The following is a 25,921-nucleotide window of genomic DNA, read 5'->3' on the forward strand; positions in this document are numbered from 1 at the left end:
ACGGTTTGAAGGCGGAATGTGTCACATCCTCTGCTGACGCCTTATGACTCATGTCAAAAAAACGACGAAAAGGATGCCGAGCACAAAGTCGCGTCAATTATACAGCATCAGGGCAGAATGAAATCAATCTGAAATGTAATGAGTTGCAAAGGTTTGTTAACAAACACCCCAAGGCCGACCTTTTCCGGGTTAAAAACAAAAGTCGGCAAAGGCAAGCCGGCAGGGCATTGGCCAGGCAAAAACCGTTTTCCGGAGACAAGCATGCTGCGTATCTTTGAACGTCGGCTCGACCCCTTCCCACCCGACGAGGTACCACCGCCGCCCGTTGGCCTGTTGCGCTTCATGTGGGCTTGTACCCGCGGCGCCCGTGGCTACATTCTGGCGCTGGCACTGCTCAGTGCCGGGGTGTCGATATACGAAGCCTGGCTGTTCGCGTTCCTCGGCCAGGTGGTCGACCTGCTCGCGTCCTGGCAGGCAGGCGGTACTGTTGGCCCCGAGGAAAGCCGTGTGCTGTGGGGTATCGGCATCGTCCTGCTGGTCAGCATCGGGCTGGTGGCGCTGCGCACCATGGTTCAGCACCAGGTGCTGGCGATCAACCTGCCGCTGCGGCTGCGTTGGGACTTTCACCGCCTGATGTTGCGCCAAAGCTTGTCGTTCTTTTCTGACGAGTTTTCTGGCCGGGTCACAACCAAGGTGATGCAGACGGCACTGGCAGTGCGCGATGTGCTGTTCACCCTTATCGAAATCCTGCCGGGGATTGGCGTGTATTTCATCGCGATCATTGCCCTGGCCGGCGGCTTTGACCTGAAACTGATGCTGCCCTTCATTGCCTGGGTCGTGCTGTTCGGCTTGGCCATGCTGTACTTCGTACCCCGGCTGGGCAAAGTCGGGCAGGAGCAGGCCAATGCCCGGTCGTCGATGACCGGGCGGGTTTCTGACGCTTACACCAACATCACCACGGTGAAACTGTTTTCGCACTCCAACCGCGAAGCGCACTTTGCGCGCGCAGCCATGGAAGACTTCAAGCAGACCGGTTTTCGCCAGATGCGCCTGGTGAGCCAGTTCGAAATCGTCAACCAGGCGCTGGTGGTGGGCTTGATCTTTGGTGCCGGTGGCTATGCACTGTGGCTGTGGCACCAGGGCCAGGTCGGCACCGGGGCCGTGGCGGCAATCACCGCCATGGCCTTGCGCGTCAACGGCATGTCGCACTGGATCATGTGGGAAATTACCTCGCTGTTCGAAAACATCGGCACCGTGCAGGACGGTATGGCCACCCTCACCCGCGGCCCCAAGGTACAGGATGCGCCGGGTGCTGCAGAGCTGGTCACCACGGGTGGCGCGGTGAGTTTCGACAAGGTCAGCTTCAACTACAACGGCGAGCGCCAGGTGCTCAATGAGCTGACGCTGCACATTCGTCCAGGCGAAAAAGTCGGCCTGGTCGGCCGCTCCGGCGCCGGTAAATCCACCTTGATCAACCTGCTGCTGCGCTTCTACGACGTGGATAAGGGGGAAATACGCATCGACGGGCAGAACGTCGCCAAGGTCACGCAAGACAGCCTGCGCAGCGCCATCGGCATGGTCACTCAGGACACCTCGCTGTTGCACCGTTCGATTCGCGACAACATTGCCTATGGCCGCCCCGATGCTACCGAAGCACAGATCCGTGCTGCTGCGGCCAATGCCCAGGCCGACGGTTTCATCAGCCAGCTCAGCGACCGCCAGGGCAACAGCGGTTATGACACCCTGGTGGGAGAACGCGGTATCAAGCTGTCTGGCGGCCAACGCCAGCGCATTGCAATTGCCCGGGTGATGCTGAAGAACGCACCGATCCTGCTGCTTGACGAAGCCACCAGCGCGCTGGACTCGGAGGTGGAAGTGGCCATTCAGGAGAGCCTGGATGAGATGATGCAGGGCAAGACCGTTATCGCCATCGCCCACCGGTTGTCGACGATCGCCGCCATGGACCGGCTGATCGTGATGGATGAAGGGCGCATCATCGAGCAAGGCACCCATGCCGAACTGTTGGCAAAACAGGGTACCTATGCACGGTTGTGGCAGCACCAGAGTGGCGGGTTCCTGGGTGAGGATCGGGGCGTGGCCGAGGCTGTGGAGTAAGCAGAGGCCGGGGGCAGCCAGCGCATACCCAAGATTCGAAAGCCTGCCCAGTCAATGCATTGCGCCCCTGACGATGTTCATAGTCGCTGCTCATCCGATAGCGCCGCCTGCACCCCATTGGCTGGCTGTTGCAATAAGCCTCGGGGCAAGCGGAAGCCTTTGAACGGTTGCTGGGTAATAGGATTGAAGGCTTTTTCAGCGTTAACCCGATAGCGCATCACACCATCTCCGGTCCGGAAGCTCAGGTCCACGCTGGTCGCCGTCCGGCCATTGAGCGCGCCGCGGCTGAGCAAGCGGAACATCGACCACGGGCCACGGTACTCCAGGCTGCTGCTGTTGCCATTTTGCCTTAGCAAGGTGAGATTGCTACGGACCTGCTGCCCCAGGGTATTGGGCCAGACAATACCCGTGATATGGCTTGGGCCATGGGTGTAGGCAATCAACTGGCCATCCAGGTCCAGCAGGCTGGTACGCTGGTTCGCACTGAGCCCCAAGGGCTCGATGCTGAACTGCACACTCAGTTGGCCACGCTGATCGAAGAAGGTTTCGCGGATGCGCTCCGCCAGCTCGAGCTGCTCGATCACGTCGGCACGAATCAGGGATTGCCCGTGCTGAGCGGACTGCAAAGCCTCAAGGTTGTCCTTCAGGAAAACCTTGAGATACCGATCATTAAACTGCTGCAGGCGCCCTTTCGGCCCGAAGAACGCCTCGAAGTCATCCAAAGAAGCATCGGGGGCCTTCACCACAAAGGGGTAGCGGCCTGCCAGGCGTTGCTGGAAAAAACTGTACACGTCAGCATCCCAACGTCGCTCCAGTTCGCGCAGTGCTTCGACGTTCAGCACCTGGGCAGTCTGGTCGGCGAGCTTTCTGACCTGGTGGCTGATAGGCTCCGGTAAACCTGTGGCAACACGTTGCAGGGTGCCGATCGGGTCCTGCCCTGTCATCGCAAAGCGCTGATGCACGGCTTGCAACGCGGCCTTGCCGCGGTCCGGGCTGTCCTGTACGGCCTTGGCGTAGTCCAGCACGGCCGCAACAGCGCCGAGGGTTTCATCGTAGTAGCTCGGCTTTTCTCCTGTCGCCTGCAGCATGGCGCCCAGGCCTGCAAACGCCCGCTGGATAGCCAACGCTTGCTGTTGCTCGGGTTTTCCGGTTGCTACCCGCAGCGTACTCAGCTCACCCGGTGATTCAACAACTGCTGGAGACGCAAGCGAGGTGTTATCCCTGACCGTATCCAGCAGCCGTTGCAACGGTGCTGCGGGGCCGGTCAACTGCTCCAGGATCGCGACACCATGGTCCAGATCACGGAAGTCAGCCACCGTAAACGCGTTCAGGGCGCGCCGCCAGCTGTCAATGTAATCGGCGCTGTAGAGGTTATACAGCCGCTCGGTCAACGCATCGCGGTCGACGTCCGAATAGTCGAGTTGACTGCGCTCCCCCAATGCCCATTGATCAACCATCGCCATTTCAGCGAAGCGTTGGCTGTGCGGCTCGAAGTAATCCCTGAAGCCCTTGGCGGTGAGCATGCCGGCCAGCCTTACATCCTCCCCCCCTTGCCTTGACCCGGAAGACGGCTGGTACACCACATCGAACGCAGGCCCTACCTGGTGGCGCAGGTCCAGCCCGGCGTGCACCTGCTCGTACGATTGTTGTTTCAGCCCAGCGTAGACCCGCTGTGGCAACGGCAATTTGCGCAACGCCTGCTGCACTTCGCTGACCCGCTGGCGGTACTGCGGCAAATCGGTATCGGCATAGGCCAAGGCGTACTTCAGGTGCTGCATGAGGTCACGCTGCAACTGACCCTGGCCAGGAAAGGCCCGTTGCCACTGACGGGCCATCCAGTCCTCGACCCATTCTGGCCGGCGGCTATTGCGGTCCTCGATCATCCGGTAAACCCTGAGCGCGGCCATTTGTTGCTCACTGCCAGGTGGTGCAGCGTTCATGGCATCGATCACACCACTGGCCAAGGCCGGCAAGAAACGTTTCGACAACAAGCTGAGGTACGCCTCATCAACCAAGGGACCAATGTTGCGCCCTTGATACAAGCCAAAATCGGCAACCACCGGCCAGGCCGCACGATAGTCGCCAAACACCGCCACCGCATCGCGAATCTGGTCCAGTGGCGCCAGCAGGTTGCGCCCGGTCGGATCAAGACGCATATCGACTTCGTGACCGCCGTACTCCTGGCTTTTGGCGAGCACACTGGCAGCCTTGGCGCCATTGATCTCGGCGTAACGCTGCCAGCTGGCAATGGCGATACTGAACGCCAGGATGCCCACACCAGAGCCCACCCACAACAAGTGGCGCTTGCTGCGCGCTACCCGAACATTGTCGCCCGCCAGCCCGGCTTCCTGGTAAATAACCCGCCTGAATGCTTGCTGGATGAAATAGACCAACGCCTTCCCCTGTGCTTTACCTTCACGCAGGGGTAGCTTCGTCGTGTAGGGCTGAGCCGCTTCACGGACAAAGGCATTGCGCATGTCGCCTTGCTGTACCACTGACGACCAGTACACACCACGCACCAAGGGTGGCGTGGTGAACCGGTCACTCGCCAGGGTTTCGCGCAAGAATGCCTGCAGTATGGGGCGCAACCCGATCAGCTGTGCATGCAGTGAGAACAGGCGTCCGCACGGTGCTGTCTTGCCCAGTACATCCAGCCGATCGATGACCTGCTCATGCAATTGGGTGAGAAGCCGCCCGTAGTGCTCGTCATACTCATCCAGCCAGGCGTCGAACGCGTCAACCGCATCCAGCTTGAAGGTGAACCCCAACAGGCTTTCACGCTTGGCGGCCGGAAGCTGGCTGTAGAACTGGTCGAAGCCGTCCAGCAGATCGAATTTGGTCAGTACCACGTACAGCGGCAGGCGCGCGCCCAATTGACTGCTCACTTCGTACAGGCGTGTGCGCAACCCATGGGCCAGCGCGACGCGCTGCTCGGGCTTGCCATGCAGCAGCGCCGGCAGGTCGACCACCAGCAACACACCATTGAGCGCCCGCTGGCTTCGCTTACGCTGCAGCCAGCCCAACAGGTGCTCCCATAACCGGGCCTGGATGCCGGGCGGCGCGGAGGTATTGGTGGGGTCGTTGGCCGCCGAGCCCACCGGTGGTTTTTGACTGATGAAAACGCCGGGCGGGTCGATGATCACGGCATCGTCGCTGACCCACCAGCCTACCGGATAGGCCAGTGCTTCAGCCTGTCGGCCCCGTGCCTGGGCCTGGTCGATACGCGTCAGGGTAAAGCGCTGATCGGTGCGGTCGATGAAGCTGCTTTTACCGGACTGTTCGTCGCCCAACACCAGGTACCAAGGCAGCCGGTACAACGCGCGTCGCCCACCGGCATTGTCGAGATACCGCTCAAGCCCCTGGCTCAAGGCCCGCTCTTGCGCCTGCACGAACGGTAGCGCGACATCCTGTTCGGCGGCCAGTGCCTGCCGGCGCTCCGTTTGCAGGCGGCGAAAGCGCGTGCGCAGCACCCCAAGCCAGCACAGAAGCGGCACCAGCACGAGCACCAGGCTTGCCACGCTGCGATGAGCCACACTTGCCAGCGGCTGCTGCTCCCGCCACGTCCATTGCGGGCCAAGCCACCAGATAGCGACCAGCATCAGCAAGGCGCCAAGCCCTAGCAGCAGCGGCAGCGCCAGGCCAATGCGCGTTACCCACGGCCAGCCCCAACGTTTGAGTTGCGTCCATATTTGATTCATCGAGGCTCCTGATCCTTGTCTTGAACTGCCAGCACTGGGGATGCCGCGTACTGCTGAAGCCGCTGAAACACCTCGGGCTCCCACGCACTGGCGGTGGTTTGCTGCATGGTTCGGGCAACGTTGGCGCACAGGTCCTGGGCCAGCCAGGACACACCCCGCGCGGCCAGCAGATCAGCTGCAATCACGGTGGTGTGGCAGCGCTCACGGGGAGCACGAAAGCCCGCTTGCAGCCCTTGCAGCCGAAGGAGCAGCGGTTCTACGCCACCGGTTTCCAGCTGGCTGACCAACTCCTCGCGCAAGCCGCTGAACTCCTGGGGGGTTGCACCTTGGCCAGACGGCCCTTGCGTGCCCTTGAGCCAGGCCAGGCACTGGTCGTCGACAAATACCAGCCCGTCGCTGAAGCACAACTGCTGCAGCGACGGCATGCGCTGTACAAACCGGGCGGTGGCACAACGGATGGCTTCGGCCACCTCGCACATCGCCAGCTGTGTGGCGACGGTCGCAGCCAGAAAGCTGCCACGAATCCAGAAGGGGCAAGCCGTCAGGCTCTTTTCAATACGCTGCAGCAAGGCGGGGTCAACCGCCTTACTGGCAATGGCCTCTTCATAGACCCGCGTGATGTCCAGCGGCACCGCCATCAATTCCGTACGGTTGCCCTGCCTGACCTGGGGAGCAATCTGAATGTGCGCCCACAAACCGAAACGCCGTACCTGATAGCCGGTAGCGTCGTAAGGGTCCTGCTGGTTGATGAGCTCGGCCATGGACAGCACGGCCCGCCGTGTCTCACGCTCATTGCCCATCGACATGCGTGACACGGGTGTGGCGATGACATCGGCCAACGGCGCAGGCTTCTCGGTTGCAGCCGGCGCTTTGGGCACAGCAGCCTCGCCAACACCGTTGGCAAGTTCCGAGTACTTGCCTAGCAGGCGCTCAAGTTCGCCCAGTGCTGCCGTGTCCAGCTGCACCGTTTCCTGTTGTTGCAGGCGTTTCAAGGCAGCCTGCGCTGCCGCTGCGTGGGTCGGGGTGTAGGTAAAACGATCAAGACGCGGTAGCGCCTCGGCCAAGCGATCGATCACCAGGGCAACCAGCTTGCGTTTGCCCAGGAAGCCTTTCGGTCCCGGCTTGGGATGAGCGGCTTCCCAATAGCACTCGAGCATGCCGGCCAGCAACGCCAAGGTGCATCCCCACTGCTCCCAGCAGCCGCTACGCAACCATGCGGCACTCAGGTGCGCAACGATTCGCAAGTGCTTGCATTGCTGGCTCAGGTACTGACGGGACGCGTCTTCGATGTAGACCCAGTCTATCGAGGCTTCCTGCAGCCCACCCAGCTTGACCATCTCCTGATCAATGGCCTGATAGGTTTCGTCCTCGACATCGAACAGGCCAGCCGGAACTGCCGGATCAATCGGCGCGAGCAACCGAGTGACCTCTTCCCTGGATACCTGCGCTACCACCGACATGTGCTTCGCGCCCGGCTGATCAAGGGGTCCAGGCCTTGCGCATCGAAGGTCAGCCCGTCGACCTCGCCGTAATCACTCACAACCTCGATACGCTGGGCACCGATCAGCTTCCTGATCTGTTCGATGGCGGGCAGGCCCCGCCCGGCATCGAGCACTTGGCCGTTCTCCATCACTTGCCAGGACGTCTCACGGGTAGACCAGCCCTCCCCGCTCAGGCGTACCTTGACCCAGCTTGCTTCGATCGGGCGCCTGGCAATCAGCTGTAGCCGGGAGATGGCCTGGATGCAACTGATTGCCATGTAAGCACGTTCATCACCCGATGCGATGGCGGGCGCCGAAATCACAAGCGCTGGTGCGCCTGCCCCGTCCTGGGTCTGGCTCCCGATGCGAAACGTCAGGTCATCCGGTGCCCGTTCAGCTTCATTTGCCATCACACGCAACACAGTGGGGGCCTGCTGCTCCGGTGCAGACCACTGCCGTTTTGGCGTGTACGCCGGGGTGCCAGCAGCCTGATCGAAACAGGCCAGTCGCTCGACGTTGGAAACAATCCGGGGACAGTCCCGCGTGGAGCCTGCCAGCACCGGCTGCAGACAAAACAGCAACGAGAGACCGGCGCCATATGCACAGCGGTTAATCATCCTGAATTTACTCTCTGAATAGTACAAATGGCCTATATGGCGCAAAGAACTTTCCTACAAATAGATAGCAATGCCCATGCGTCCGCGCGACCAATTAAAACAAATCCAGCAGAAGCCTATTACACAGTACCGAATGCACACAAACAAATATTTCTTTACATCTTAATGCTCGACCAAAGAGCACTATTCCGTGCATCGTTTTCATAGGGAACGGACAAATAACCCAACCCATTAATCATATGTGGGAATCTTCCTACAAGACCGAGACAACAATAAACACAACTAGCACCTGAACATCCTACAGCCCAACAGGGAGTTGCGTACCGATGTCTAAAAATACGGGATCCGTTGCGCCGAAAGAACGCGTCAATATCAAGTATGTCCCCGCTACCAGCGATGAGCAGGCTGAGGTGGAGCTGCCGCACAAGATGCTGGTGCTGGGCGACTTCGGCCTGGATGACAACCGTGCGCTTGAGGACCGTCAGGTCATGCGCATCGATAAACATACATTCAACAGCGTGTTGAACGACGCCAACGTGAGCCTGGACGTAACGGTACCGTCCAGGCTTGGCACCGCCCCGGATACCGAGCTGGCCGTCCACCTTCAGTTCAGGTCCATCAACGATTTCGGGCCGGACCGGATCGCGCGCCAGGTGCCCGAGCTGAACAAGCTGCTGGAGCTGCGCGAAGCACTGGTCGCCCTGAAAGGCCCGCTGGGTAACGTCCCGGCCTTCCGCAAGCAATTGCAGCACCTGCTTAACAACGAGCAGGCGCGTAAGCAGCTCGCCCAAGAACTGGACCTGGTGCTCGAGGCGCCAGAACAAGATTGAGACAACGGAGCGTCCACATGCCCAAGCCAAGCAGCACCGCCATCACCACAGACGCAACGGCCGACACATTGAGCAATGCCACCTTGCTCGACCAGATCATGGCAGAAACCAAACTGGTACCTGCCCAGGAGGGCTACCAAATTGCCAGGCAGGGCGTATCTGCCTTCATCACCGAAATCCTCAAGAGCAATGACCCAGATCAACTGATCAACAAGCACCGAGCCGACCAGATGATTGCCGAAATCGACCGAATGCTCGGCAAACAGATGGATGCCATTCTGCATCAGCCTGAGTTCCAGCAGCTTGAATCATCATGGCGCAGCCTGAAACTTCTGGTCGACCGCACGGACTTCAGGGAGAACATCAAGCTTGAAGTCTTGCATGTCAGTAAAGAGGACCTGCTCGACGACTTCGAAAATGCTGCTGACATTACCTGCAGCGGTATCTACAAGCATGTTTACACCGCGGGTTATGGCCAATTCGGGGGAGAGCCGGTTGCGGCCATGGTAGGCAACTACAACTTCGGCCCCTCTTCCCCTGACATCAAGTTGCTAAGTTACATGGCCTCCGTTGGCGCCATGTCCCATGCCCCTTTTCTTGCTGCACCTGCCCCCGAATTCTTCAATTTGAACAGCTTCGAGGAGCTGCCTAACCTCAAGGAAATAAAAGACCTCTTCGCCGGCCCTCGGCATGCCAAGTGGCGCGCTTTTCGTGAAAGCGAAGACGCCCGCCACGTCGCCCTGACCGGGCCGCGCTTCATGCTTCGCTCCGCTTACCACCCGCAGGAACAACCGATCGAGAGCTTCAACTACAACGAAGACATCGCCGGGCAGCACGACAACTACCTGTGGGGCAATTCTGCTTTTCTGTTAGCCAGTTGCATCAACGACAGCTTCGCCCGCTACCGCTGGTGCCCGAACATCATCGGCCCCCAATCCGGCGGTGCTGTCGAAGACTTGCCGGTCCATCTGTACGAATCCCTGGGCCAGTTGCAGGCCAAGATTCCTACCGAGGTGCTGATATCCGACCGCAAGGAATTCGAACTGGCCGAAGAGGGCTTCATCGCCCTGACCATGCGTAAAGACAGCGACAACGCCGCGTTCTTCTCCGCCAACTCGGTACAAAAGCCCAAGCACTTCCCGAAAACCCCTGAGGGGCTTCAGGCACAGACCAACTACAAGCTGGGTACCCAGTTGCCCTACCTGTTCATCGTCAACCGGCTCGCCCACTACATCAAGGTGCTGCAGCGCGAGCAGATCGGCAGTTGGAAAGAGCGCCGTGACCTTGAGTCCGAGCTGAACAAATGGATCAAGCAGTACGTCGCCGACCAGGAGAACCCGTCTGCCGACGTTCGCAGCCGCCGGCCGCTGCGTGCCGCCCGTATTGAGGTCTCGGATGTTGCGGGTGACCCGGGCTGGTACCAGGTTTCGCTCGCCGTACGCCCGCACTTCAAGTACATGGGCGCGAACTTCGAGATTTCCCTGGTCGGGCGGCTCGATACGCAATGAGTGGTCTTTTTGATCGCCTGATGGTGGACCAGTGCACCCGCCGGGAGGCCTCCCGACGCGAGAGCGCTTCCCACAAGTTCGCCGCCATCAAGCGCCACCTCGAAACGCTGCTGAATGCTCGCCAGGGGTGCTCCCAGAGCAGCCCTGAGCTGGGCCTGCGCGACTTCAACGGGCATGACGTGAGCAACGGCGACTTGCTTGTGCAGGTGAGCGCGGATATCCGCCGCACCCTCCAGCGCTTCGAGCCGCGCATACAGGTACGCACGCTCAACGCAGTGCCCGATACCCATGCCCCGCTGGAGCTGCATTTCAGGCTGGATTGCCTGGTACAGGTCAACAACCACGCAGAGCAGCTGCAACTCGAGCTGCTGGTCGATGGGCACAACCGCTACACGCGCGTGAGGTGACCCATGTCACTGAGAGACCGTTTCAGCGAAGAACTGCGTTACCTGCACGAACTGGGGAACGACTTTGCCAAGGACAACCCACAACTCGCGCGGTTGCTTGGCAAAGGTGCCAGCGACCCCGATGTCGAACGCCTGATGGAAGCCTTTGCGTTCCTGACCGCCAAGCTACGGCTGAAGCTGGAAGACGACTTGCCAGAGCTGACCCATCCCATGCTGCAGTTGCTCTGGCCGAACTACCTGCGGCCGCTGCCCAGCGCGACGATCATCAAGTTCAGCCCGGTGAGGCAATCCCTCAGCCAGTCACAGCGCATCCCAAAGGGGTCGCGGCTGTTCTCGAAACCGGTAGACGGCGTGGCCTGCGAGTTCCGCACCTGTACAGCGGTCAACATTCATCCGTTCGAGATCGACACGGTCGCAGCCACCCAGACATCCGACAGTTCTGTGATCTGCATCGGCCTTCAATCACTGGTCGAGCGGCCGTTGAACAGCCTGGGCTGTACCGGCCTCGACTTTTACCTCAGCGGCGATGCCCGAACCGCTCGCACGCTTTACCTGTGGGTTTCTCAATACCTCAAGCATGTCAGCGTGACCATCAATGGCGAGGTTCGTCGGCTGCCGGCAAACAGCATCGCATTCCCAGGGTTCAGCCCCAACGACGCCTTGCTGCCTTATCCACAGAACGTCTTTGATGGCTACCGCATCCTGCAGGAATACTTCGCGTTCCCTCAACGTTTTCACTTTTTCAGCGTTACCGGGCTGGAAAAAATCTGGCCAGCTCATGGCAGCCAGCAGGTAAACCTCGAATTTCACTTCACGCGCCAGCTACCCGACTCGCTGCGTGTCGGCAAAGCAGATTTCAACCTGTTCTGCGCACCTGCGGTCAACCTGTTCCAGCACAGCGCCGAGCCCATCGACCTGTCCGGCAAGGACGCCATGGTTCCATTGAAGCCCAAGGGCACAGCGCCGCACGGCTACGAAATCTTCAGTGTCGACCAGGTGATCAGCACCCGAACGACGACTGACGGTAACACCGGTGAGCACCTTCGGACCTTCCGTCCCTTCGAGTCATTCGCCCATGAAATCGAGCACGTCCAGGGGCGCACGGCGCTGTATTACCGCTGCCAGCTGGAAGAGTGCCTGCACGGCAATGGCGTCATGCATCGAATCGCCTTCGTCCGCGCCGACGCCAACAGCTACATAGGCGAGCTGGAAACCGCGTCCATCGACCTCACCTGCACCAATCGGGACCTACCGCTGGCGCTAGGCGTGGATGACATCAACGTCCTGAGCGAACTTACGCCGCCGCTGGCCACCTACACCAATCTCTGTACCCCCACCCGCCCCTGTCGCCCGGTGCTGGACGGCCAGTTGCAGTGGGCGTTGATCTCCAACATGTCGCTCAACTACCTGTCCATGCTCTCGGTAGAGCCGCTGAAAGCGGTGATCCGGGCCTATGACTTCATGGCCCTGCACGACATCCAGCAGGCTCGCACCACCCGTAAACGCCTGGAGGGTATGCGCGACATTCATACGCAGCCCATGGATTGGCTGATCAAGGGGCAACCCATTCGCGGCCTGCACACCCTGCTGAAACTGGACCAGACCGCCTTCCTCTGCGAAGGCGACTTGTACCTGTTCAGCTGTGTGCTCGCTCATTTCTTCGCCCTGTACGCCAGCATCAATTCCTTCCACCAGCTGGAAGTGATCAACACCACCAATAACGAGCACTACACATGGCCAATACAGACCGGCAAGCAACCGCTGATCTAGCCGACAAGCTGCTCTGCAAAGCGCACCAGTACAACTTCTTCCAGTTGCTGGAGCGGTTGCACGGGCTGCATGGCGATGACCTGGAACCGCGTTGGCCGGACAAGGCCACCCGGCTGCGCGTGCGCCTGGCCTGCGACCCACGGCTGACCTTCCCTGTATCGGACGTGTACAAAGCCCAGCGGATGCCCGCTGAGGAAGCGCGCTACCGCATCATTGCCACATTCCTGGGGTTGCACGGCACCGATTCGCCATTGCCCACCTATTACCTGGAACAGGTGGCGTATGAACATGCGCATGGCATCGGTGTACGGCCGGCCTTCTTCGACTTTTTCAACCATTACCTGCTCAGCCTGTTGCACCGTATCTGGCGCAAGTACCGCTATTACATCCGCTTCCAGCCAGGTGCCAGTGACGGGTTCTCGCAGTACGTGTTTGCCCTGCTTGGGCTTAACGACAAGCAGTTGCGAGGGGACACGGCGCTGCCCTGGAGCCGCCTGCTCAGTTTTGCCGGCGTGATCGCCAGCCGCAGCCGTGCGCCGGGCACTGTGGCCGGCATCATTGCGCACTGCTTCGACCTCAAGCAGGTGCACATCCGCGAGTTCGAGACGCGATCAGTCGTCACGCCGTCCAGGCAGCTTGCAAGGCTGGGGCGGACCAACGGCCAGCTGGGCAGCACGTTCATGATCGGCAGCCGCACGCGCACTCGCAGCAGCAAGTTCACCATCGTGATCAGCGAACTCGACCAGACACAGCTGCGGGACTTGCTGCCCAGCGGCATCAACTTCGGCCGTTTGCGTGCACTGATCGACTTTCTGCTGCGTGACGGGCTGGCCTACGACCTGGAACTGCGCCTTAAGCAGAGCGCGTTGTCCCCCTTCTGCTTGCACCGCAGCCAGGGCGCATACCTGGGCTGGACCAGCTTCGTCGACGACCGGCATGGCCAGATCAGCCCGGTTGTACGCATCCGGGGGCGCTCATGAACACAGTCACCTTGAGCATCACCAACCTCGACCAACTGCAGCACGGCGTTACTGCTCGGCACCTGTTCGATTGCAAGGGCGGCACCATCGGCAGCGGGCGAGCAAACTGGCAGATCAATGACCGCGATCAGACCGTTGCGCCCATCCACTGCGAAATCCGCTGGATCGAAGGCAGCTTCTGCGTGATCGACCACTGCCACCGCACCTACCTCAATGGCAGTGCCAACAGCCTGGGGCCGCTTCCACCCAGACGCCTGGTTGAGGGTGACCAGCTTCTCATTGGTACCTATCGGCTACAGGTTCAGTACACCCAGGATCAGGCCTGCACGCGCTCGCTGGAGGACCTGTTCAACCCGGACCCGAGGGTGCTCGACCGCCTGATAGCGGAAGCGCCTGCACCCGCTTGGCCGGCACAGCCTTCTGCCCCCCAACCAGCCGTCGAGATCTCCTCGGTCTTCAAAGCAGCCATGGGGAATGACCCTCTGGCAGCGCTGGACGCAGCAGACGGTGAAGGGGCACTCCGAGAAAGCCCGCTGCAGCGCCTGATTGCCGGAGCATACCCATGAAGCCTCATCCACTTCTGCTCGCCAGCCTGCTGCTTGCGCTGGTCGTGCCCACCGGCTGTACCTCTTTGAGCAGAATGAGCCAGGTGGCCATGGACCACTCGTTGCCCATCGGGCCGCCCAAGGATCACCCGACCGAGGTCGCATTCAGCATCAATGCCAGCCCTACCCTCAACGGCAATCCGAACAGCCTTGACGTCGCAGCCGAACAGGATAGCGCCCTGGAGCCCAGCCCCTACGCTGTAACCCTGAGTGCTGGCGACCCCTATGCGTTGACCGAAAAAATCGGGGTTCTGTTCGAATACCTGCAAGCGCAATTCCCGGCCATGTCTCCCGTCGAGCTGGACGAAGGAGACGAAAGCGACCCGGCGCGCTCGCCCCTGGAAGAAAGCGGCCCCGGCAGCTACGACGACCCTCAGGTGGCGTTGACCTTGCCGCGCACCACAAGCGTTGCCTCAGCGCTGGTCGCCACGCCTATTGCCATCACGATCCTGCAACTGCGCGACGACTCACTGCTGCGCAACACCGTGTACCAGCTACTGGAGCAGGACCCGGCCAAAGCGCTGCGCAGTACCTACATCCGCAGTGACGATTACCTGCTGCGCCCTGGCCAGTTCAAGTACATCCCGTTCGAGACTATCCACGCCGAAACCCGCTTCGTCGCGGTGATTGCCGATTACCGAGGGCATGAAAACGCCAGTTGGCGGCAAGTTCTGCGCATTCCGCCGCGTGGCCGCCAGATCATGCTGTCGGTGCTGGTCAACGACACGCACATCGTGCTCAAGGAAGAAGACTGATGGCGCCTCAACACCCTTTGCCCTTCCTGCTTACTCACGCTGACACGGAGCGCCCATGAGTTCACGCAATCCCGTTCTCTGGCCCGAAGGCCTGTTCGTCAAACCACAGCATTTCCAGCAGGCGACCAGGGCCAGCGAAGCAGCCCTGCAACAGCGCCTCGCCAGCCTCAACGCAGCCTTCTACGGCTTCAGCGAACTTCAGTTGAGCGACGAATACCTGAGCCTGGGCAAAGTCGCCATCACCCGGGCGCGCGGTGTGATGCCGGACGGCACGGTGTTCGACATTCCCGCCGACCTGCCGCCACCGCCGCCGCTGGAAATCGGCGACGACGCGTGCCAAGACAGTGAGGTGTATCTGTGCCTGCCGCTGCGTACCGATGGCGGCCGCGAAGTGAGTTGGCCCGACAATGCAGCCAATTTCCGCTATACCGCCCAGGCACAGGAAATCAAGGATACCCACACCGCTGACGGTGACCTGGTGCAGGTAGACCTTGCGGTGCCCAACCTGCAGCTCAAACGCAAGACCGAAGACAGCAGCGCCTACACCCGCCTGGCCCTGGCACGTATTCTGGAACGGCGCCCCGACGGCAGCCTGCAACTGGACGAAGCGTTCTACCCCACCAGCGTTTCGGTGCGGGCGGTGCCAGCGCTGCAGCGGTTTCTTGAAGAAATCACCCATACCTTGCGCGAGCGGGCGCGCGGCCTTGCCACGCGGATTGGTGCCTCGGGCCAGTCCGGGATCGCCGACATTCGCGACTTCAACCTGCTGCAGGCCATGAACCGTTGGTGGCCATGCTTCCAGCATCTGGCCAGGCAAGCGCAAACGCACCCCGAGCAGCTGTACCTGTGCATGAGCCAGGCCTGCGGCGAATTCGTCACCTTCACCGACCAGAACAGGCTCCCGCAGGAGTACCCCGCCTATCACCACACCGCGCTGCGCACCTCTTTCAAACCACTGGAAGACACCTTGCGTCGGTCTCTGAGCACCGTCTTGCGGCCACGCGCTGTTTCACTACCGCTGGAGAGCGAACAATTCGGCGTGATGACGACCACGCTGGAAGACCGCCGGCTGATCGACGAAGCCGACTTCATCCTCGCCGTGCGCGCCAGCATGCCACCACAGGCGTTGCGCCAGATGTTCATCCAGAAAGCCAAGATCACCTCACTTGAGTCACTGAATGACCTGGTGCCGCTGCAATTGCCGGGCATCCCTTTGTTGCCATTACCCGTGGCGCCCCGCGACCTGCCCTTCCATGCGGGCTTCAGCTACTTCGAGCTGGACCGACGTGACCCGGCCTGGGCGTGCATGAGCAAGGCGAATGGCTTCGGCATCCACATTGCGGGCGACTTCCCAGGGCTTGAACTGCAGTTCTGGGCGATCAGGAGTGAGTGACATGGGAAAAGACAACAATACGCCCACCGATGAAAACAACGCTGCAGTCAACGCGCTGGATTCAACCCTTGAACAGCCAGTACCCGCCCCCCGGGCTGCAGCAACCAATGGGCAAGCATCCACGGACAAACCTGAGCCAGAGCCCGTTTCCGAAGGCTACCCCGCTGACCCGGAATTTCAGCTGCGGGGCGGCTTCGCCAACCTGATGCTGGATGCCGCATCACCGTTGTTCGGCTTGGTTATACGCCTGCGTACGCTGGACGAGCTGCCGAACATCCAGGACGTGCACCAGCAAGTACGCAGCCAGATCGACAACATTCAGGAAGAAATGCGCCAGCACGGTTACGAGCCGGCTCAGTTGCTGGCGTACTCCTACGGTCTGTGCCTGTTCATAGACGAGGCCGTTATGGAGCGGCCCTGGGGCAAGAGCAGCTGCTGGAGCCAGGAGCCGCTGCTCAGCATCTTCCACGACGAGACCTGGGGTGGGGAAAAAATCTTCACGGTGATCACCCGCCTGATGCAGGAGCCCAAGCGTTATCAGGACGTACTTGAGTTCATGTACTACGCCCTGTGCCTTGGGCTGAAGGGCAAGTACGCGCTCGCGCCGAAAGGCGAAGAAACACTCAACGCACTGATTCACCAACTGCACGGGATCATCCGCGAACTGCGCGGCCCTACCCCCGAAGAAGTCTGCGACCCCTACACCAATGTGGCCCCACGCAACTTCCGCATGAGCCGGCAATGGCCCTGGTGGAGCCCCTTGGTGATTTCCGCCATCGCCATGGCGGTGGCTTACAGCATCTACAGCTATCGCCTGCACCTGATTACCACCGAGGTGCTGGAGTCGCTCAACGGCATCTTGCAGCAGTAGCGCGTCGATCCACGGCGCAGCTGATTCATTGAATTGACGAGGTACCTGCCTCGTTGACAAGCCCATCGTTCCTGATGGCCACGCCGCCCGTGGTGGCGTGATTTATCCATATGGATGTAGGAGAAACTGCCATGCCAACACCCGCTTATATCAAGATCATAGGCCACACCCAAGGCAACATCACCGAAAATGCATTTACCGCTGAATCCGTCGGCAACGTGTTCCAACAAGGCCATGAAGATCAAATTCTGGTTCAGGAAATCAAGCATGAGGTGACTACGCCCACTGACCCCCAGAGCGGTCAACCGAGTGGCCAGCGCGTGCATAAGCCTTTCATATTCACCAGTTCGCTGAATAAAGCTACACCCCTGATGTATCAGGCACTTGCCAACGGCGAAATGCTGCCAACGGTCGAGGTCAGCTGGTATCGCACCTCGTCGGAAGGCAAACAAGAGCATTTTTTCACGACCACGCTCGAAGACGCCACCATTGTCAGCATCAATACCGTGCTTCCCCACGCACTCGACAAAGACAATGAAAACTACACCCAACTGGTTGAAGTATCGCTGGCTTATCGAAAGATCACGTGGGCTCACGATGTAGCCAATACCGAAAGCTCTGACGACTGGCGCGCACCCGCCGCCTGACCTGTGCAAATGCCCCGGGCAGGCCATGCCCGCCCGGGCTTTATGTTGATTCAGACGGCGGACAAGGATCTTTTATGCCTAGCCAATCTGATTTGCGCTACAGCTTTGAGGCACTCGTTGGCAACGCTGAGTTCGAAGTGGTGTCGTTCGAACTACGAGAAGGAATCAGCACACCCTTCGAACTGGAGCTGAAATTGATCAGCTTCGAGAACGATATCGACTTCGGCCACCTGCTCGACAAACCGGTGCTCTTCACCATCTGGGAAGGCGGACGCCCAGTACGCTACGTGCACGGTCTGGTCAGTCGTTTCAGCCAAGCGGAAAGTGGCTTCTACCGCACCTACTATGACGCGCTGATCGAGCCACAGCTGGCCCGTGCCAGCCTGCGTTCGAACTGGCGCATCTTCCAGCAGAAGACCGTGCCGCAAATTCTTGAACTGATGCTCAAGCGCCAGGGCATCGACCAGTACGCACTACGCGCCAGCCTGGACCACCAGGTGCGCGAATTCTGCGTTCAGGCCGGCGAAACCGACCTCGACTTCATCGCCCGCCTGGCGGCCGAAGAAGGCTTTGTCTACCGCTTCGAGCACAATGAAAAACGCCATAAGCTGATCATCACCGACAGACTGCAGTCACTCGGTCTGATAAGTCACGGTGTCATCAAACACGAGGACGACGCCGAAGGCTTCTACCGTGAGCGTGAACCGTCAGCCCCGGACACCGTGCTGTACCATTCCAACCACGGCGGCGACCAGCCTCAACCGTGCCTACGGCGCTTGCGCTACAGCGAACAGGTGCGTACTGCACGGCAGGTTCAACGCGACTACACCTTCACCCACCCGGCCTATCGTCAGGAACACAGGGCCTCGGGCCCCTATCTTGAGCACCAGTCCACGGACTATGAGTGCTTCGACTACCCCGGCCGTTACAAACGCGATGCCGTTGGCAAGCCGTTCACCGAAAACCGCATCACCGGCTTGCGCCATGACGTGCGTATTGCCCAAGTGCAAGGCGACGATGTGCGCCTGCAACCAGGCCTGAGCTTCACCCTGACCGGGCACCCGCGCGAAGACCTGAATGTGCATTGGCGGGTCAGCACGGTCCGCCACGAAGGCAGCCAGTTCACCAGCCTGCAGGAAGAAGCTGCCGGGACCGACCAGGGCACACGTTACGAGCAAAAGGCGGTACTGGTGCCAGGCAGAACCGAATGGCGCCCAGCTCCGTTGCCCAAACCACGCGTTGACGGCCCGCATATGGCCACCGTGGTGGGGCCGCCCGGTGAAGAGATCTACTGCGACGAATGGGGCCGGGTCAAGGTCAGCTTCCCCTGGGACAGAGAAAGCCAGGACAACGCGTTCAGCTCCTGCTGGGTACGCGTATCCCAAGGCTGGGCCGGCGGCAGCTGGGGCTCGATGGCCATCCCACGGATTGGCCAGGACGTGATCATCCACTACGTCAACGGCGACCCCGATCAGCCGATGATCACCGGCCGTACTTACTGCGGTAACCAGCTGCCACCCTACGACCTTCCCCGCCACAAGACCCGCATGACCATCAAGAGCCAGACCCACAAGGGCGATGGCTTCAATGAGCTGCGCTTCGAGGACGAACTGGGCCAGGAGGAAGTGTTCATTCATGCCCAGAGGGACCAGAACAATGTGGTCAAGCACGATGAGACTACGCAGGTCGGCAATGACCGCAAAGAGCAGGTCGATCACGACGAATCGATCCTGATCGGCCACGACCGTACGGAAACGGTTGGCAATGACGAGCACATCACCATCGGGCAGGACGCCGCGCTCGACATCGGCAGAAACCACACGATCAGGATCGCCAAGGACCGTGTCGAAAACATCGGCAATCACCGTCACGACCAGATCGCCGCCAATCACCACACCCGTATCGGTGGCAACTTCGAGCAACGGGTCGAAGGGCATGCCGAGCTGGAAGCCCGTGGGGATATCCTCAGACGTACACGCCGTTATGAACTTCGAGCCTCGGAAGCCGTGGTCATCCAAGGCCCTGGTGGCTCCATTCGAATCGACGAAACGGGCATCACCCTGGACAGCCCGACGATTCGCATCACCGGCCAGATGCTCAAGTCGGCAAATGGGACGACAAGCCCCTTTTCCATCAGCAGTGCACCGAACACCGGCAAGCCTCTGGAGCGCTTGTGTGGGCGCCGCCCTGATGGTTCCTGCCCCCTGCCCGATTGCCGCTGTATCCGAGGGCCAGGCCAATGACTACAACGCCATCACCTGCTCCGCGCAGCGAAGACTTTGCTCACAACTGCCGCTTTCTGCTGCTCATGACCAGGGCAATCGAGTACTGGGCCTATCGGCCCATCCCGCAGGAAGGTGAACTGGTTCCTGCTTATGCCCCATCGGTACTCGAGCTTATCAACGCTGTCAGCCGGAATACTCAAAAGGCATGGTTATGGAAGAACAGCGCCCTGGATGACCGTCATGAGTTTGGGCCTCTGCTGGTGGACGTTGCAGACGCTCACGAGCTGCTTGCCCATGCAATCACGACCTGGATGCCTATCGGTGGAGCCATCGCGCTGGATGCCGAGGTTGGCCTGGCAGCGCTGGCAGACCACTTCACCAGCCTGGTGCAGGTCGTGCTCCCTGATCAGAGCGTTGCCACTCACCATGTCACGCCGGACCATCTTGCAGCCTGGCTGAATGCGCTGGACGACGACCATCGCAAGGCCTGGCTTGGCCCGGTGTCTCGGTTGGCATGGCGAGTCAACTGGGGGCCGGCTCATGAGTGGAAGACACACGAAAACATGCCGATTGCTGCCCGCTCAAGATCAGAACTGCCTTTGACCCTCCACCCGCTTGAACTTGATCGGTTGCAAGCAGGCATGCACGAGCACTTCGTCCTCTCATTGGCGCATGAGGTCTTGGCCATGCCGCCCCATGCCACCCATACCTTGGCGGACATACGCCTATGGATAGAAACACTCCTGCCGCAACTGACAGCCCTCAATTTCCGGAGCGAGGAAGTTGCGGGCCAATTCATTCGGCTGATAGCCGGGCACATGTGGCTGATGAGCAATGACAAGGCAGGAAAAATCTACACCAACCTCGAAGAGTCGCCCCAGGCCCGCCTTCGCGAGCTCCAGGCACTGGTCGAAAGCAAGGAGCCTGCCCATGACTAACGCCTCCGTCAGCAGCGCCACCTCCGGCCCTGCCTGCAGCGCACGTGTGCCCATCCTGCCGGTGCGCTACGCCATCGTACCCCGCACCGGCGACGCCCCCGCCTGCCGCTATACCGATGCAGGCTTCAACCTGGAACAAGGCTTCGCCCCGCTGCAGCACTCGGCCTACACCCTCCGCGCTGTGCGCCCAGGCTATGTCTACGTGTTCATGAAAGGCCCTCTGGGCGAAAAACTGGTCATTCATGAGCACGTCGGCGCGGGCCTCTACAAGGAGATGCGCTACCAAGGGCTGGAGGACTACCACCGCCGTGAGCGCTACCTGTCCGGCCAGAGCACGGGTTGGGTGTGGGCCGACACCTGCCAGGATACGGCCAAGGAAGTGTGGATCGGCTACAGCCCGCACCTGTGGACCAACGCCATCACCGCCCGTATCACCGGTTCGGCAGCCCTGCGCAAACGGCACATGCGCCAGCTGGACATGGCCGAGCTGGTGAGCGGCAATCAGGCGCCGTCCACCCAGCCCCATGTGTTGCCGGTCAGTGCCCTGCAAACCTGGGTCGAAGACTTCAAGCCAACCGAGCGGCGCATGCCGCTGACCTGGAGCAGCGACCCGGTCACCGAAACCTTGCCCATCGGCAACCTCAATGCCATCGCCCGCCACTACCCCTGGACCCAGCCGAAAGTGCCAGTGGTGGTGGCGCTCGCCGACGCCGAAGGCATGGCCCTGGACCTGAGCCTGTCTGTCTCGGCCTACCAGCATCAACTGCGTGACCTGATGCCGGCCGAGCAACTGGAGCACACAAGACCCGCCCAACCTCCCGAGCAGGAGCGCGTGCCAGCGTGTTACCGGCTGGATGCCGAACAGCTCAGCCCGCAGAGCCGCGACTTTCACCATCGCAACCTGGTCGCCATGCTGCTGAACAAGACGCTGGAAAGCCTGTACCCGGCGGATGCACCTTCACCGGAACTGGCCGCGTTCAGGCTGGGCACGTCACGCCGGGGGCCTGCCCTGTCGCCGGCCGAGTCCCATTTCCAGGCCCTCACCCACGAAGATTACTCCCCCAATGGCGCGCGCCTGGCACAGCGCCTCGATGTCGACAAATACCGGCGCTTCCTCGCCGAACGCGACGCGCTGGAACGGCGGATTGCTGCCCTGCGCAACCTGGCCTTGCAAGCCAGCAACGATCACGACGCCTGGCTGGCGACGGCCGAATCCCAACACATTGATAACCCCTACAGCCTGGCTGCGGCACTGGCCTGTTACGACCGCGACGAACGCACCTCCGCCCGCGGTCTGGAAATCTCACTGGCGTTGCTGATTCACCCGATGGGCCAGCCGACACCCGGCACCGAAGATCATGACCGGCGTTTCAAACGCCTGGAGCAATGGCTGGACCAGCACGACAGCCCGCTTTACACCGCCTTGGCGCCGTTCAACCCGTTCAAGGACAAAGCCGACGCCATCGGCTCCTTGTTCGGCGCCAGCGACAACGTGATCGAGGGATTGGCGGGGCGCTTCCCGGCCATGGCGGACATCACCGACCTCACCGCCCAGTCGGTCAATGCCGTGGTGCTCAAGCGCCTGCGTGGCCAGACCCGTTGGGATGCCAGCCATGGCCTGCGCCAGCAAGTGTTGCTGGCAGCGCGTGAGGCCAATGCCGAGAAAGCACTGGGGTTGTTGGCGGCGCGCTATCGAATCACCGAGCAGGCCATTACGGAAAATCCTTTTAGCCAGGAGGTGCAGCGGTATTTGAAGAGCGGCATGGCGCAGGTTGAAGAGATGAAAGCGTTGCGCATCTCGGGTAGCCGCACGGTGTCCATCGAGCTGACCACCACTGCGCGGGTGAAACCCAACTTTCTGGGGTTGCTCACCTCCGGCGGTGGTGGCGGTTTAAACGCGGGGATGCTGTGGTTCAACATCTTATCGCTCAAGACGGCTTACAACAGCCTGCAAAAGAGCGACGCACCGGAATACACCATGGGGTTCGCTTCATCTGTTTTCGGGGTGATCGGTGCAGCGGCGGCGACATTGGTCAGCGTGCGGGCGACGCAAAAGGCCGTCATGCTGAGACTAAGTGCCACAGCGCCGGGTATGGCCTTCGGCAATGGGGTTATCAAGTTTTTGAGTAGCAATTTGTTTGCGCGTTTAGCCGGATACCCGGCGATTGCATTTAGCCTATTTTCTGACCTATCTAAGGGAATGCGTCAACTCGACAGTGGTAATTCAACCGCAGGCGGATACACCTTGGCCGGCGGGGTAACGATGGCTACTGGCTCTGTTGTTGCCCTTGAAGCAGGACTTGCAGTTGCGGGCGTGACATCCATTGTTCCCTTCGCTGGATGGGCAGCAGCTGCACTTGTACTCGTAGGTATTGCAATCATTGCAGGGGGGCTCTACCTACATGCCAAGGCACATGAACATCTTCACAGCCCTATTGAACTTTGGGCAGCACGCAGCATCTTCGGCAATCGTATTAACGATGGAGAAATCCGCATTGAAATCATCTTGGACCATGAAAAAAAACTGCCTGCATTCCCATCGCTGCATGCAGAAATCAAAGCTTGGCATGATGAGCATTTTGGACCAAAGCTAATTTCAGCTGAGCAAGCCCTCACACTCGGCATAACCAAAGTCGATACAAGATGGAATCAAAACAATCACTGGTCTCCGCCAAACTGGACAGCTATCACACATAACGAAGTAGGCACATTTCAACCAACCGTTGAGTTCACAGTCCTGCTACCTGGCTTCAGGTTAGGCGTAAGCAAATGGTCAGGAAGCTTGAGCTCCCTCCATGATGACCAAAGAATGGACGTATTCCCAATTGCCCCGACCGGCCACATCGTAGGTGCTGGCCTGGTTCTGCATTTCGAGAACACGCTTACCAACCAAGAACATATCTCACTGCATCTAGCTTACAGCGCCAATCAAGGCCTGGACGAAGACAATGAGACCCTGTCAATTTTTCGTCTGGAGCGCTGATCATGGCAACCATCTGGATATTCAATTCAACGTCAGCTTCAGGGTATAAACCCGCTATTGGCGGGCAAGCATCAAACTTATCAAAAAACACTTTATGTCTGCGAAATCCTTGGATATCAGATTCCGTATTCATGGGGAAACTGTACTGCACAATGATCCTATCATTAATAATCGGCTTATACCCAAATCTATTTGGCAGAGAATTCCTGGGCTACTTTAATTCCAACCCCATATTAATGTCCGGCTTCACACTCGCCCCCTTCACCTTCCTTCCTTTCCTTATTTATCGAATATATTTCATAAAACGCTTATCAAGTTTCTGCTTCAATCGGTCAACCCAAAAAATCTATTACCAACGTTTGAGCAAGGTACTCGTATTCGAATGGGCTAACACCGGAGGTGGCATCTTCAAACGCACCGAATACGGCGGTTCATCATTCAGCACCAGTTATGCCCTCGCCTTCGCCCCCCGCCGGGAAGACGGCAGCCTGCACCAAAAAGACTGTCTGTGGGTGGACAGCAACGAACCCACCGAACCCGGCGTCAAACATGTCGCCGAAGTGTGGGAATACCTGCGCCACTTCATGGACCACGGCCCGGACAAACTCCCCCCGCCCGGTGAACCCAACTGGTGGCACAAGCCACTCCACGCCATCTGCCTGACCCCGGCAGAAGCCTGGCGCCACTATGCCCCCTGGCGAACCGGCGAGCCCGGTGAAATGCAGGGCAAAAAGAACTGGCAATTGCCGTTCTGGGCCGTGCTGTTTCCCTACAACCTCTCCGTCGCACTCTGCTGGTATGGCATCTGCCGCCTGTTCAACGTCCGAGCAGCGCCACCGCCACCCGAAGCATTTGAGGAGGCCCCAGCGCATTCAACCCCAAAAAGGAAGCGTACATGAGCGACACCTCCGTCAGCAGCGCGACCTCCGGACCCTGCCTGCAGCTAACGCGTATCCATCCCTACAACGCCAATCAAGGCCTGGACGAAGACAATGAGACCCTGTCAATTTTTCGTCTGGAGCGCTGATCATGGCAACCATCTGGATATTCAACTCAAGCTCAAGTTCAGGGTATAACCCCGCTATTGGCGGGCAACTATCAAGCTTGTCAAAAACCACCTTATGCCTGAGAAACCCCTGGGTAACAGACTCAGTTTTTATGGGAAAGCTGTACTGTGCAATGACCATTGCGCTCGTCATCTTCACCTACCCTTACTTACTAACCAGTGAAGCCTGGAACCCATACACCTTTAGTTATACCTTTATCCTCCTTACACTAATTGCACCTTTAATCTTCCTCCCATTCTTAGCCTATCGAATATATTTCATAAAACGCTTATCAATTTTCTGCTTCAATCGATCAACCCAAAAAATCTACTACCAACGTTTGAGCAAGGTACTCGTATTCGAATGGGCCAACACCGGAGGTGGCATTTTCAAGCGCACCGAATACGGCGGTTCATCCTTCAGCACCAGCTATGCCCTCGCCTTCGCCCCCCGCCGCGAAGACGGCAGCCTGCATCAAAAAGACTGCCTCTGGGTCGACAGCAACGAACCCACCGAACCCGGCGTCAAACATGTCGCCGAAGTGTGGGAATACCTGCGCCACTTCATGGACCACGGCCCGGACAAACTCCCCCCGCCCGGTGAACCCAACTGGTGGCACAAGCCACTGCACGCCATCTGCCTGACCCCGGCAGAAGCCTGGCGCCACTATGCCCCCTGGCGAACCGGCGAGCCCGGTGAAATGCAGGGCAAAAAGAACTGGCAATTGCCGTTCTGGGCCGTGCTGTTTCCCTACAACCTGACCGTCGCCCTCTGTTGGTACTGTGTCTGCAAGCTTTTCAATGTCCGTGCAGCGCCACCACCGGCGGAGGCTTTCGAAGGGGGGCCTGCTAAGCCCGAATAGTTACCACCTGAAGTGGATAGGAAGAGAACGCTAAGCGCCTGGATGGCAACGCGGCAAGACAGAATGAGGATGGCGCCCAGATCAAAGGGCTGTAGGACGGCGCCTGACTTATCGCAGGCAACCCAGCGTCCACAGGTTCGGCACAAATCTCAAGAGCGGTGCAATACCTGTGGCGTTGGCTTGCCGGCGA

The 25,921-nt window shown here is 59.7% G+C and carries 21 protein-coding genes; 17 read left to right on the top strand and 4 right to left on the bottom strand.

The annotated features are described in order from the left end of the window. Nucleotides 1-107: 107 nt before the first annotated feature. Nucleotides 108-263 carry a hypothetical protein gene (locus tag V6093_RS06830; RefSeq protein WP_162996129.1) on the bottom strand — a complete coding sequence of 52 codons (156 nt, stop codon included), beginning with the start codon at nt 261-263 and terminating at the stop codon, nt 108-110. Here V6093_RS06830 and V6093_RS06835 point away from each other — a divergent pair. After that, entirely contained in the window at nt 262-2,115 is a 1,854-nt protein-coding gene (locus V6093_RS06835) for an ABC transporter ATP-binding protein (RefSeq protein WP_047603023.1), read from the top strand. The two genes, V6093_RS06830 and V6093_RS06835, sit on opposite strands and share 2 nt — an antisense overlap. A 77-nt stretch (nt 2,116-2,192) precedes the next feature. On the opposite strand, the gene tssM is transcribed toward V6093_RS06835, so the two are convergent. The 3 genes from tssM to vasI are packed head-to-tail and all read right to left on the bottom strand — an operon-like array spanning nt 2,193 to nt 7,911. Further along, nucleotides 2,193-5,813, bottom strand: a complete 3,621-nt coding sequence (gene tssM, locus V6093_RS06840) for a type VI secretion system membrane subunit TssM (protein WP_265977686.1) — start codon at nt 5,811-5,813, stop codon at nt 2,193-2,195. Beyond that, nucleotides 5,810-7,273 (bottom strand): type VI secretion system protein TssA, encoded by a 1,464-nt coding sequence (tssA, locus tag V6093_RS06845; RefSeq protein WP_179053484.1) that lies wholly within the window; start codon nt 7,271-7,273, stop codon nt 5,810-5,812. Before tssA ends, tssM begins: the two co-directional genes overlap by 4 nt. Continuing rightward, complete coding sequence (gene vasI, locus V6093_RS06850) at nt 7,261-7,911, bottom strand: type VI secretion system-associated protein VasI (RefSeq protein ID WP_179053565.1); 651 nt, start codon at nt 7,909-7,911, stop codon at nt 7,261-7,263. Before vasI ends, tssA begins: the two co-directional genes overlap by 13 nt. Before the next feature lie 326 nt (nt 7,912-8,237). On the opposite strand from vasI, the gene tssB reads away from it, so the two are divergent. The 16 genes from tssB (at nt 8,238) to V6093_RS06930 (ending at nt 25,731) form a co-directional block, all read left to right on the top strand. Beyond that, nucleotides 8,238-8,741, top strand: a complete 504-nt coding sequence (tssB, locus tag V6093_RS06855) for a type VI secretion system contractile sheath small subunit (protein WP_108078351.1) — start codon at nt 8,238-8,240, stop codon at nt 8,739-8,741. A 17-nt stretch (nt 8,742-8,758) separates the two neighbouring features. Continuing rightward, nucleotides 8,759-10,249: a type VI secretion system contractile sheath large subunit gene (gene tssC, locus V6093_RS06860; protein WP_020191642.1), complete on the top strand. Its 1,491-nt coding sequence runs from the start codon at nt 8,759-8,761 to the stop codon at nt 10,247-10,249. Then, entirely contained in the window at nt 10,246-10,656 is a 411-nt protein-coding gene (tssE, locus tag V6093_RS06865; RefSeq protein WP_010953542.1) for a type VI secretion system baseplate subunit TssE, read from the top strand. The genes tssC and tssE overlap by 4 nt, the downstream gene beginning before the upstream one ends. A 3-nt stretch (nt 10,657-10,659) precedes the next feature. Then, nucleotides 10,660-12,426 (top strand): type VI secretion system baseplate subunit TssF, encoded by a 1,767-nt coding sequence (gene tssF / locus V6093_RS06870; protein ID WP_265977694.1) that lies wholly within the window; start codon nt 10,660-10,662, stop codon nt 12,424-12,426. Then, a complete protein-coding gene (gene tssG, locus V6093_RS06875) occupies nt 12,390-13,406 on the top strand; it encodes a type VI secretion system baseplate subunit TssG (RefSeq protein ID WP_265977696.1) in 1,017 nt (338 codons plus the stop codon). The genes tssF and tssG overlap by 37 nt, the downstream gene beginning before the upstream one ends. Further along, the gene (locus V6093_RS06880; protein WP_003254171.1) at nt 13,403-13,972 is read left to right on the top strand and encodes an FHA domain-containing protein; all 570 of its coding nucleotides are present in this window, start codon (nt 13,403-13,405) and stop codon (nt 13,970-13,972) included. The genes tssG and V6093_RS06880 overlap by 4 nt, the downstream gene beginning before the upstream one ends. Continuing rightward, nucleotides 13,969-14,766 carry a type VI secretion system lipoprotein TssJ gene (gene tssJ / locus V6093_RS06885; protein WP_265977698.1) on the top strand — a complete coding sequence of 266 codons (798 nt, stop codon included), beginning with the start codon at nt 13,969-13,971 and terminating at the stop codon, nt 14,764-14,766. Before V6093_RS06880 ends, tssJ begins: the two co-directional genes overlap by 4 nt. 55 nt (nt 14,767-14,821) lie before the next feature. Next, nucleotides 14,822-16,159, top strand: coding sequence for a type VI secretion system baseplate subunit TssK (gene tssK, locus V6093_RS06890; protein WP_265977700.1), 1,338 nt, complete (start codon nt 14,822-14,824; stop codon nt 16,157-16,159). Between the two features lies 1 nt (nt 16,160). Next, nucleotides 16,161-17,030 (top strand): type IVB secretion system protein IcmH/DotU, encoded by an 870-nt coding sequence (gene icmH / locus V6093_RS06895; protein ID WP_108078404.1) that lies wholly within the window; start codon nt 16,161-16,163, stop codon nt 17,028-17,030. Between the two features lie 131 nt (nt 17,031-17,161). Further along, entirely contained in the window at nt 17,162-17,677 is a 516-nt protein-coding gene (locus tag V6093_RS06900) for an Hcp family type VI secretion system effector (RefSeq protein ID WP_265977704.1), read from the top strand. Between the two features lie 74 nt (nt 17,678-17,751). Further along, the gene (locus V6093_RS06905; protein WP_265977706.1) at nt 17,752-19,920 is read left to right on the top strand and encodes a type VI secretion system Vgr family protein; all 2,169 of its coding nucleotides are present in this window, start codon (nt 17,752-17,754) and stop codon (nt 19,918-19,920) included. After that, nucleotides 19,917-20,840 (top strand): DUF4123 domain-containing protein, encoded by a 924-nt coding sequence (locus V6093_RS06910; RefSeq protein WP_108078407.1) that lies wholly within the window; start codon nt 19,917-19,919, stop codon nt 20,838-20,840. The genes V6093_RS06905 and V6093_RS06910 overlap by 4 nt, the downstream gene beginning before the upstream one ends. Continuing rightward, entirely contained in the window at nt 20,833-23,823 is a 2,991-nt protein-coding gene (locus V6093_RS06915; protein ID WP_265977833.1) for a T6SS effector BTH_I2691 family protein, read from the top strand. The genes V6093_RS06910 and V6093_RS06915 overlap by 8 nt, the downstream gene beginning before the upstream one ends. 2 nt (nt 23,824-23,825) lie before the next feature. Next, entirely contained in the window at nt 23,826-24,722 is an 897-nt protein-coding gene (locus V6093_RS06920) for a DUF6708 domain-containing protein (protein WP_265977709.1), read from the top strand. Beyond that, the gene (locus V6093_RS06925) at nt 24,719-24,850 is read left to right on the top strand and encodes a hypothetical protein (protein ID WP_256238740.1); all 132 of its coding nucleotides are present in this window, start codon (nt 24,719-24,721) and stop codon (nt 24,848-24,850) included. The genes V6093_RS06920 and V6093_RS06925 overlap by 4 nt, the downstream gene beginning before the upstream one ends. A 2-nt stretch (nt 24,851-24,852) precedes the next feature. Next, the gene (locus V6093_RS06930) at nt 24,853-25,731 is read left to right on the top strand and encodes a DUF6708 domain-containing protein (protein WP_265977713.1); all 879 of its coding nucleotides are present in this window, start codon (nt 24,853-24,855) and stop codon (nt 25,729-25,731) included. The last annotated feature ends 190 nt before the right edge of the window (nt 25,732-25,921 follow it).

The organism is Pseudomonas putida group bacterium ESBL64 (assembly GCF_045277175.1).
GTDB lineage: Bacteria > Pseudomonadota > Gammaproteobacteria > Pseudomonadales > Pseudomonadaceae > Aquipseudomonas > Aquipseudomonas alloputida.

What these genes read in the sequence shown, in the direction of transcription:
- V6093_RS06925 (WP_256238740.1), top strand. Translation starts at nt 24,719, where the DNA reads ATGAGCGACACCTCCGTCAGCAGCGCGACCTCCGGACCCTGCCTGCAG.
- tssM (WP_265977686.1), bottom strand. Translation starts at nt 5,813, where the DNA reads ATGAATCAAATATGGACGCAACTCAAACGTTGGGGCTGGCCGTGGGTA.
- tssK (WP_265977700.1), top strand. Translation starts at nt 14,822, where the DNA reads ATGAGTTCACGCAATCCCGTTCTCTGGCCCGAAGGCCTGTTCGTCAAA.
- V6093_RS06915 (WP_265977833.1), top strand. Translation starts at nt 20,833, where the DNA reads ATGACTAACGCCTCCGTCAGCAGCGCCACCTCCGGCCCTGCCTGCAGC.
- V6093_RS06830 (WP_162996129.1), bottom strand. Translation starts at nt 263, where the DNA reads ATGCTTGTCTCCGGAAAACGGTTTTTGCCTGGCCAATGCCCTGCCGGC.
- tssJ (WP_265977698.1), top strand. Translation starts at nt 13,969, where the DNA reads ATGAAGCCTCATCCACTTCTGCTCGCCAGCCTGCTGCTTGCGCTGGTC.
- tssE (WP_010953542.1), top strand. Translation starts at nt 10,246, where the DNA reads ATGAGTGGTCTTTTTGATCGCCTGATGGTGGACCAGTGCACCCGCCGG.
- V6093_RS06880 (WP_003254171.1), top strand. Translation starts at nt 13,403, where the DNA reads ATGAACACAGTCACCTTGAGCATCACCAACCTCGACCAACTGCAGCAC.
- V6093_RS06900 (WP_265977704.1), top strand. Translation starts at nt 17,162, where the DNA reads ATGCCAACACCCGCTTATATCAAGATCATAGGCCACACCCAAGGCAAC.
- V6093_RS06835 (WP_047603023.1), top strand. Translation starts at nt 262, where the DNA reads ATGCTGCGTATCTTTGAACGTCGGCTCGACCCCTTCCCACCCGACGAG.
- V6093_RS06920 (WP_265977709.1), top strand. Translation starts at nt 23,826, where the DNA reads ATGGCAACCATCTGGATATTCAATTCAACGTCAGCTTCAGGGTATAAA.
- tssC (WP_020191642.1), top strand. Translation starts at nt 8,759, where the DNA reads ATGCCCAAGCCAAGCAGCACCGCCATCACCACAGACGCAACGGCCGAC.
- V6093_RS06930 (WP_265977713.1), top strand. Translation starts at nt 24,853, where the DNA reads ATGGCAACCATCTGGATATTCAACTCAAGCTCAAGTTCAGGGTATAAC.
- tssF (WP_265977694.1), top strand. Translation starts at nt 10,660, where the DNA reads ATGTCACTGAGAGACCGTTTCAGCGAAGAACTGCGTTACCTGCACGAA.
- tssA (WP_179053484.1), bottom strand. Translation starts at nt 7,273, where the DNA reads ATGTCGGTGGTAGCGCAGGTATCCAGGGAAGAGGTCACTCGGTTGCTC.
- V6093_RS06905 (WP_265977706.1), top strand. Translation starts at nt 17,752, where the DNA reads ATGCCTAGCCAATCTGATTTGCGCTACAGCTTTGAGGCACTCGTTGGC.
- icmH (WP_108078404.1), top strand. Translation starts at nt 16,161, where the DNA reads ATGGGAAAAGACAACAATACGCCCACCGATGAAAACAACGCTGCAGTC.
- tssB (WP_108078351.1), top strand. Translation starts at nt 8,238, where the DNA reads ATGTCTAAAAATACGGGATCCGTTGCGCCGAAAGAACGCGTCAATATC.
- vasI (WP_179053565.1), bottom strand. Translation starts at nt 7,911, where the DNA reads ATGATTAACCGCTGTGCATATGGCGCCGGTCTCTCGTTGCTGTTTTGT.
- V6093_RS06910 (WP_108078407.1), top strand. Translation starts at nt 19,917, where the DNA reads ATGACTACAACGCCATCACCTGCTCCGCGCAGCGAAGACTTTGCTCAC.
- tssG (WP_265977696.1), top strand. Translation starts at nt 12,390, where the DNA reads ATGGCCAATACAGACCGGCAAGCAACCGCTGATCTAGCCGACAAGCTG.